Annotated in this window: 8 protein-coding genes; all 8 read right to left on the bottom strand. The window is 44.2% G+C overall.

Annotated features, from left to right (window positions below; translation table 11 throughout):
* Positions 1-332: 332 nt before the first annotated feature.
* The gene (locus tag ACWQAU_RS14730) at positions 333-1,298 is read right to left on the bottom strand and encodes an ABC transporter ATP-binding protein (RefSeq protein WP_003643241.1); all 966 of its coding nucleotides are present in this window, start codon (positions 1,296-1,298) and stop codon (positions 333-335) included.
* 6 nt (positions 1,299-1,304) lie between these two features.
* Entirely contained in the window at positions 1,305-2,384 is a 1,080-nt protein-coding gene (locus ACWQAU_RS14725; RefSeq protein ID WP_003643240.1) for an ABC transporter ATP-binding protein, read from the bottom strand.
* Between the two features lie 15 nt (positions 2,385-2,399).
* Positions 2,400-3,434, bottom strand: a complete 1,035-nt coding sequence (locus tag ACWQAU_RS14720; protein ID WP_003643239.1) for an ABC transporter permease — start codon at positions 3,432-3,434, stop codon at positions 2,400-2,402.
* Positions 3,435-3,437: 3 nt separating this feature from the next.
* Complete coding sequence (gene opp3b, locus ACWQAU_RS14715; protein WP_003644204.1) at positions 3,438-4,367, bottom strand: oligopeptide ABC transporter permease; 930 nt, start codon at positions 4,365-4,367, stop codon at positions 3,438-3,440.
* A gap of 157 nt (positions 4,368-4,524) precedes the next feature.
* On the bottom strand, positions 4,525-6,168 hold the full coding sequence (locus ACWQAU_RS14710) for a peptide ABC transporter substrate-binding protein (RefSeq protein WP_015380110.1): 1,644 nt from the start codon (positions 6,166-6,168) through the stop codon (positions 4,525-4,527).
* A 546-nt stretch (positions 6,169-6,714) separates the two neighbouring features.
* Positions 6,715-7,095, bottom strand: a complete 381-nt coding sequence (locus ACWQAU_RS14705; RefSeq protein WP_003643236.1) for a DUF1634 domain-containing protein — start codon at positions 7,093-7,095, stop codon at positions 6,715-6,717.
* Positions 7,095-7,940, bottom strand: a complete 846-nt coding sequence (locus tag ACWQAU_RS14700; protein ID WP_003644203.1) for a sulfite exporter TauE/SafE family protein — start codon at positions 7,938-7,940, stop codon at positions 7,095-7,097. The genes ACWQAU_RS14705 and ACWQAU_RS14700 overlap by 1 nt, the downstream gene beginning before the upstream one ends.
* A 228-nt stretch (positions 7,941-8,168) precedes the next feature.
* Positions 8,169-9,050: a LysR family transcriptional regulator gene (locus ACWQAU_RS14695; protein ID WP_003643233.1), complete on the bottom strand. Its 882-nt coding sequence runs from the start codon at positions 9,048-9,050 to the stop codon at positions 8,169-8,171.
* Between the last annotated feature and the right edge of the window lie 109 nt (positions 9,051-9,159).

The raw sequence follows: 9,159 nt of genomic DNA, 5'->3' as shown, positions 1-9,159 counted from the left end.
GGTGCGAATCAATTATTAAGACGAATAGTTATATTTGTTAACAAACTTTATTAACAATATTATTATTGCATAATTACAAAATTTACACAAATAACTTTGACTACCGGTCACAGTTTAGCTGGTCAAAAATAGCCGTCTATCCCCGATTTAATCGGCTTTTTGACAATTGATTCCATCAATATTTTTTACATATTAAATTTATATGTCAAGTTAACATGAGTTAATTATAATGGTTATTAATTAATAAACTTATCTAAACAGTTAATTAAATATTCTACTGAATAATAAAACAGACGTCGAGTATTCGCACTCGCCGTCTGTTTTATTAGCCGTTACTCAGAAAATTCCGTAATTAACCCCGCGTCAACAGCCCGCTTGGTGTATATCGGGATTTCGTCTTCAGTTGCCCGGACAAAGTGCCCTGGTGCAATTTCGACCATTCGCCGCTTCTTACCGTCATGTTCGGTCGTTTCGTCATAAGGAACCTGCTTACGGTTACGTTCAAACTCTGGATCAGGTACCGGCACCGCCGAGATCAAACTCTCGGTGTACTTGTGTAACGGATGATTATACACTTCATCCGCAGGCCCAATTTCCAGAATCTTACCGTAATGCATAACGCCGATCCGGTCACTGATATACTTAACCATTGACAAATCATGCGCAATAAATAAATAAGTCAAGTTCTGCTTAACTTGTAATTCCTTCATCAAGTTAACCACTTGGGCTTGAATCGAAACGTCCAGCGCAGAAATTGGTTCATCAGCAATGATGAATTTAGGCTCTACCGCTAACGCCCGGGCAATCCCGATCCGTTGACGTTGACCACCTGAAAATTCATGTGGATAACGACTAGAGTGGTCCTTGTTAAGACCAACCGTCTCCAATAAGTCTTCAACTTGCTTGGTTCGGTCTGCATCATCCTTGGCTAAACCGTGAATATCAATCCCTTCCGCCACGATATCCTTGACTTTCATTCGTGGATTCAATGAGGCGTATGGGTCCTGGAAAATCATTTGGATCTCCCGGCGAAATTCATGGCGTTCCTTCTTAGTGTGTAATTTGGAAACGTCCTTACCGTCAAAAATGATTTCACCATCAGTTGGTTCATATAAGTGAATGATGGAACGTCCGGTCGTGGTCTTTCCTGAACCAGATTCACCAACTAACCCAAATGTTTCACCTTCATAAATGTCAAAGGAGACGTCATCAACGGCCCGGACTTCATCTTTTTTGCCGACATTAAAATACTGCTTTAAATGGCGAACTTCTAGAATTTTTTTACGTTCATCAGGCATGTCTACTTACTCCTTTGCTACGGGATTTGAAATTGGTGCTTGCGGTTTTTGCATGGCCGCAAACTTTTGCTGACGCCGAACGATTTCAGCAGGTGGCGTTACCTTGGGGGCATCTGGATGTAGTAACCAGGTCGCCGCGTAATGGGTATCAGAAACCTTAAAGAATGGGGGTTCCTTCTCCGTATCAATCTTCATCGCGTAATCGCTCCGCGCTGCAAAGGCGTCACCAACTGGTGGTTCCAACAAATCTGGTGGGGTCCCTGGAATCGCTGATAATGAGCCACTTTCAGTATCCAAGGTTGGCATCGAATTGAGTAACCCCCAGGTATAAGGATGTTGTGGATTGAAGAAGATCTCATCGACTGTCCCGTATTCCACGATTTTACCGGCATACATCACTGCGACCCGATCAGCCATTCCGGCCACGACACCTAAGTCATGGGTGATAAAGATAATCGACGTATCAATTCGATTTTGTAAATCCTTCATCAAGTCCAGAATCTGGGCTTGAATCGTCACGTCCAAGGCAGTCGTTGGTTCATCAGCAATCAGGACTTCAGGATAGCAGACCAATGCAATCGCAATCACAATCCGTTGCCGCATCCCGCCTGAGAATTGGTATGGATAATCATTGATTCGGCCTTCAGGATTAGTAATCCCAACCAATTTCAACATCTCTAGCGCTTGGGCGATCGCTTCTTTTTTCTTCAAACCCTTATGTTTCATCAAAGGTTCCGCAATCTGCATCCCAATCCGCATTGTTGGGTCCAATGATGTCATTGGATCTTGGAAGATCATGGCAATATCCTTACCACGAATGTGTTGCATGTCTTTTTCGGACTTTTTAATAATATCTTCACCGTGGAACATAATGCTCCCACGTTTAATTTCAGCATTAGGTGCTAACAGGCCCATCAGTGAACGTGTCGTCACTGACTTACCAGACCCTGATTCACCAACAATTGCCAAGGTTTCACCCTTACGTAAATCAAAGCTAACGTCACGGATGGCTTTAACTTCGCCCGCATAAGTATGGAAATTGATTTCCAAGTTGCGGACCTCAATCACATTTTCTGGTTTTTCCATAGTGCTGCCGTCCTCCTAACGTTTTGACTTTGGATCAAACGCATCGCGCATCCCGTCACCTAACAAGTTAAAGGCGAGCATCAAGATGATCAGCACGATGGCTGGGTACCACATCTGATATGGCAAGAATTGGAAGTTCTTCTGCCCATCAGAGATCAACGTCCCCAATGAAGCTTGGGGTGAACTGATCCCAATCCCGATATAACTCAAGAACGCTTCGAAGAAGATCGCACTTGGAATCGTGAACATCGTTTGAATAATAATGACACTTGAAAGGTTTGGTAACAAATGTTTCCAAGCAATCTTGACGGGTGATTCACCCAGTGTCCGCGCAGCCAAAATAAAGTCTTGGTTCTTCAATTGCAAGGTCTGTGCCCGAGTCAGCCGGGCCATCGTGGTCCAACCAGTGATCGCGATGGCCGCAATGATTGAGGCCATCCCAGTCTTCGTGAAGGCCGTGGCCATCAACACCATGATAACCAATTGTGGGATGGACGAGAGGATTTCAATCACACGTTGCATGAATAAATCGACGCGCCCACCTTTCCAACCGGAGAGTATCCCGAATCCGACCCCAATCGTCAGGTCAATCAAAGTAGCAATCAACGCAATTTCAAGTGAGATCCGGGTCCCATACATAATCCGCGCCAGTAAGTCCCGGCCCAGATAATCAGTCCCGAGAAGATAATGCACGTCCGACTTTGCACCAGCCGCCGCATACGCATCAACGTCCTTACCAGATTGAGTCAAGTGACCATTCAAACCATGGATACTAACACCCGGAATCTTCGGAGGGAGGTTCGCATACCGTGGCGACTGTGCATTAGGATCAACATGGTAGACTGCCCGTCCACCAAATGCCACTAAGAATAAGAATACTAACACGATAAAGCTGATAAAAGCGGTCTTGTTAGACTTCAATCGCCGCCATACATCTTGGCCGAACGTTAAGGAAGGTGCTGCGATCCGTTCATTATCAGGACCCGCTTGTTTATCTAACGGCTCGAAGTCGCCCGGCTTAATATCGATACTACTTGGATTTTCTGCCATTAACTAGTCCCCATTTCCATTTAAACGAATCCGCGGATCAATAATTCCGTAGACAATATCGGTCAACAATAATAGTAAGCAAAGGAGTGCTGAATAGAAAATCGTCACACCCATGATGGTTGGGTAGTCGTTAACCAGAATTGATTTAACGAATTGTTCCCCAATCCCAGGTACTGAGAAGATATTTTCAACAACCATTGAACCCGTCATCAAGGCGGCGGCCAATGGTCCAATCAGCGTAACCATTGGAATCAAACTGTTCCGCAACGCATGGTGATACACGATACCAAACTTCGACAACCCTTTGGCTTTAGCTAGCTCAATATAATCCGAACTCAGCACGTCCACCATGTCGGTTCGGATAAACCGAGCCGTTTCGGCCAGCGGACTGGCGGCCAAAGCTAACGTTGGTAAGATCGTGTAAGCGAAGCCTTCCCAACCAGCAACAGGGAACCAACCAGCCTTTAAGCCGAGGTAGTATTGTAACAGGATGGCTAACACGAAACTTGGAACTGCGATCCCTAAGATCGATAAGATGGTTGCTAAACGGTCCGCCCAAGTATCCTTCTTGATGGCCCCAACGGCCCCTAGGATAATCCCAAAGACGATTCCGACGACCATCGCTTGACCACCTAACTGCATTGATGGTCCCATCCGGCTACCAATCAGGTAACTGACGGCTTGATCAGAGAACTGGAAGGATAGCCCTAAGCTCCCCTTGAAGATCCCGCCAATGTAAATGAAGTATTGCAACCAAACAGGTTTGTCCAACCCGTATTGGGCCAAGATCGACGCCTTTTCGCTAGGGGTCAATTTAGCTTCATTTTGCAGCGGTGTTCCGGGCATTAACTTCATTAAGAAGAACGTGGCGGTCGCCACAATGAATAATGTCAGGAACAAGTAAAATATCCGCTTTAAAAGATACTTTCTCATGAGAATTCCTCGCATTCTATTAAAATCAACTTAAAAAATAATGACATCCCTCATTATAAAACAAAATGGTAAGGATTAACAATGTGTCAATCCTTACCCCTTTGCTTCACATTCATTCAGTTAAAGCACACACACTTTTTTCTGTGGATTTACATCATTATTTTACGGACATGTACTTGAAGTTGTAGTTTGAGCCCGCAGTGTTGTAGATGATGCCCTTCAGATTGCTCCGAGTCAACGTTGCTGAGGCTTGTTGATAGATTGGGATGACCCCTTGATCATTCATCAATTGCTTTTCAGCAGCGACCATGTCAGCCCAACGTGCAGTCTTGTTATTGGCATCGGCACCTTCCGCCTTCTTCACAGCATCGTCGTATGCGGCACTGTCATACTTCCCATTGTTGTATGAGTTGTCGGACGTGAAGAGTGACAAGAAGGAGATTGGGTCAGTAAAGTCAGCATTCCAGGCAGAGATAACTGTATCGAAGTTCCCGTTTTGTGACCGTTGAAGACGGGTCTTGAATGGGACGTTCTGGTTAGTAACGGTCAGACCAGGTAATTTCTCCCAAGCACCTTGAATAAATTCAGTAGACTTCTTACCACCATCAGTATCGTCAGAAAGAAGCTTGATGTTCAGCTTAGTTTCACCAATTTCTTTCATTCCTTCTTTCCACAACTTCTTAGCTTTCGTTAAGTTGTAGTCAACTGCAGAAGGAACGGCAGCGTCAGTCGTAAAGTCCTTACCAGTTGTCGGGTTTTTAGCTAAGTCTTCAGAAACGTAACCTTTAGAAACGGTCGAACCGTTACCTAACGTATTATTAACGTAGGACTTCCGGTTAATTGCTAGTGACAAAGCCTGACGAATCTTCTTGTTCTGGAAAGCTTTGGCTAAAGTCTTATCGCTATCCTTACGATTAAATTCAACGTAGAAAGTTGAAGCCGTCTTCCGAACTAAGTAGTTCTTATCATTCTTATAATTCTTAACTTGTTCGTTGGAAAGTGTCGTAAAGTCGAGCTTATTGGAATTAAATAAGTTCAGACCAGTTGAAGCATCCTTAACAACTTGGTACTTGATGCTGTCCATCTTAACAGCTTTCTTATCCCAATAATCGTTATTCTTCTTCAAGGTCCATGACAAGTTTGTCCCAGTCCAACCAGTCATCTTGTAAGGACCGTTATAAACCATGGCCTTACTGCTCGTCCCATACTTAGAACCGTACTTCTTAACCACTTTCTCATTTTGTGGGAAGAAGTTAACAAAGCCCATCAGCTTGTCAAAGTAAGCAATTGGCTTATCCAAAGTGACCGTCAACTTGTAATCGCCATCAGCCTTGATCCCTAAACTAGAAACGGGCTTCTTGCCATTGACGATAGCGTCAGCGTTCTTAATCCCTGAATATAAGTATGCGTATTGTGACGCAGTCTTTGGATTAACGGTCCGTTGCCAACCATAAACAAAGTCTTTGGCAGTAACTTTATCCCCGTTACTCCATTTTGCGTTCTTCCGTAAAGTGAACGTATATGTCTTCCCACCATTAGTAACCTTAGTGGATTTCGCAATTCCGGGTGTGACCTTCCCGTTCTTACCGAGACGGTATAACCCTTCATTGGTGTTATTCAACGCGTTAGAACTAACCACATCGGTGGACTTAGAAATGTCCATCGTTGGTAATTCGGCTGATTCGGTCCAATTGGCCGTTTGCTTAGAACTTGAAGAACTCTTGCTTGAGCCACAAGCAGCTAAGAATAGTACGGATGCGCCGGCAACGACGGTTACTTTTGCAGCTGTTTTGAAATTCATATAACCCAACCCCTAACTTTAAAATAGTTTGTGTGTGCTTTTCCCTCGAAAAGTTAAAGTAATTGTATATTATAAATAAATTAAAATCAATCCTAAACTCTAATTTTTATCATTATTTCGTCATAATCGTCTTAATTATTTCATTTTGCGATTATTATCCATACTGATAAACATGCCTGAAATTACTGATATATCAGCAATTATATTCTCACACCAGTGTTCAATTATCAAGTGAACACAATCGGCAATTTTTCTTAATAAATAATTCAAATAACGATAAAAATGACGATATTAGGTCTTTTTTACGTTAGTCAAAACAGCTAAAAGTGCACAAATAAAAAAGAATGCTGATTTTTTATCAGCATTCTCTTATTATTAAACAATATTGGTTAGTTAAGTACTCGTACATCGGCATAAAACACACCAGCCCGTGAATTTATACCAGCTTAGATTCTTTCCACATTAACCTCGAAACAAGCTGGTAGCCATTTTAGATGTGCGCCCATTTTAATCACGACTCAACCTGATTAATCAGCTCCGTCTAGCCTAGTTACCGAGATACCCAATCACCGAAGCAACAATCAAGATGATGAGAACAATCGTCGTAATCCAAACATATAAGTGGTCTTTTTCCACTGCAAAGGCGTAGATAGAGACCGCAACCCGCAAAGTTGGCGTTAAAATCAATAGAAATAAACCTAACATAATCACGGCATATGGTTTAAGTGCCACAATGCCGGCTAGAATATCAGCGACCGTATGGGGTTCCATACCATTTGCATAACCACCATTGCCCTGAATCAACATCAGAAGCATCCCAATAATAATCACGATTGCAGAAACAATGACGCCAATTCGTAGAATATACCCAATCATCATTTCAACGGCGTGCATCTCTTGCGCTTTAGTTGTTTTTTGCTTATCCATTAGATGGTCACCCCAAATCCTTTAGCAATCATTTGAATTCCCAGATAGAGCATCACGGGCACAAAGATCATGCGAATCAAGCGTGGCTTGAGCCGCGTCATGATTCGTGAGCCGATTAAGGCACCGACGATAATCCCGATAGCTAATGGGGCCGCGATTCCGGGTTTGATTGACCCATTAAAGAAGTAGACCATCGCACTCGCTGCCGCCGTCACCCCCATCATCAGGTTAGAAGTTGCTGATGACGGTTTAAGCGGCATATGCATAATCGTATCCATGGCTAGCACTTTGAACGCGCCACTCCCGATCCCCAACAAGCCACTGGCGAAACCAGCACCGAACATCATGGAAAAACCACCCGGCACGTTTTCAACCTGATAATCAACTTGCTTATTCAATGCTTTATCATAATAAGTACCATTTAAGTTCAACTGTGTCGCCAGCTTGTCATCTTTGACTGACGGTAATTCACCGTTCTTACTCATTAATTTACGAATCATATTATACGTCGTGAAAACTAACAGCGCCCCAAATAGGAAGTACAGGAATGTTGCATTAAGCACCCCCGTCAACACTGCCCCGAGGACGGCCCCGACCGTCGTCGCAATTTCAAGAAACATCGCGACGCGTAAGTTCAACATCTCATCACGTAAATATGCAATGGTAGAGCCCGAACTCGTGGCAATCACGGCGATAATACTGGCCCCAATCGCATACTTAATATCTAATCCCAAACCAAGTGTCAGGATTGGTGTGACGATCATGCCACCACCGATACCTAAAATAGCACCGAAAATTCCGGCAATTACCCCAACGCCGAGCATTAGCCCTAACGAATAAATCATTTCCTTCACCTTCACCCTTTAAATTTCAATTGTTAGTGTACCATTTAAACCGATTGATATCTAATTATTAAATGGAGGTTAGCGTATCCCCAGTACGACAGTCATTAGGCTTATTTTGCGTCTGAAAACACCACTTCAATTTCTAGCTAGTGTAATCGGTAACAACCCGATTAAATCAGCAATCCACCCTTAACCGCGATTAAATTTTTAGATATCAAACTGATTAAACTAGTCTAGCGACTGCGCTTGCTGGAATTGTGCCATCAAACCGGCAACTAATGGGGTCGCTAAGGCTTCCGGGGTCGTTGCTAGGGCCAGTTGAGTCTGAAAACGATGATCCGCCAATGATCGAATCAGCACGTCACCACCGTCATAGGTTTCAGCCAATGACCGTGGCACCAGGGCCACTCCCAATTGGTGATTAGCCCAGTGCATCGCCGTGCGGGCATCATCACAAGTCATGATGTAAGTCGGCGTAACCGACGCTTCCAGAAAGGCAACGTGGAATAATTCATTAAACCGACGGTACTTGATCAATGGTAACGTAGCGAGGTCACTTAGTTGTAACTGGCGCCGCTTTTCAAACCGTGAATATCGCTTCGGAATGACTGCTGCCATCCGTTCTGCGGGAAAGTAACGACAGACTAGATGTTGCGCGTTGAACGGTGTTCGTAACACCGCCACGTCTAGCAACCGTTTATGCAGATCGTCTAACAACTCATACGTATTGCCTTCCGTAATCGCAAGCTGAACATCGGGATGTTGCCCTAACCACTTTAGTAATGCCGTATTCGGCATGACCCCTGCCGAGGATGAAACTGTCCCCAGATTAATGGTCCCCGTCACGCCGTGTGCCAGGGCCCGGACCTTGTTCTCCGCAGTCGCCGACAACTGCGTGAGCTGTTGGGCATACCCCACCAGTAGCTTGCCAGCTTCAGTAACAGTCACACCCTGAGGCAAGCGATTGAAGAGGGTGACGCCTAGTTCAAGTTCCAATTGCTTAATCTGATAGCTCAGTGGTGGCTGCGCCACGTGCAAGCGTTTGGCGGCCGCTGTCATCTGACCTTCCTCTGCCACGGCCAAAAAATATTGTAATTGTTTTAGATTCATCCGTTAACGCCCCCTGTTATTAAATATTAGTATACACGACTGACAAAGCGGGAATTTTACAATTTATTTAAGACGTGCCAGAACCCTTGTGAATGCGTTATACTAGTGA

Source organism: Lactiplantibacillus sp. 3062 (assembly GCF_055413545.1).
Note: the sequence above shows the minus strand (reverse complement) of the source record. Positions and strands in the feature narration are given on the sequence as shown.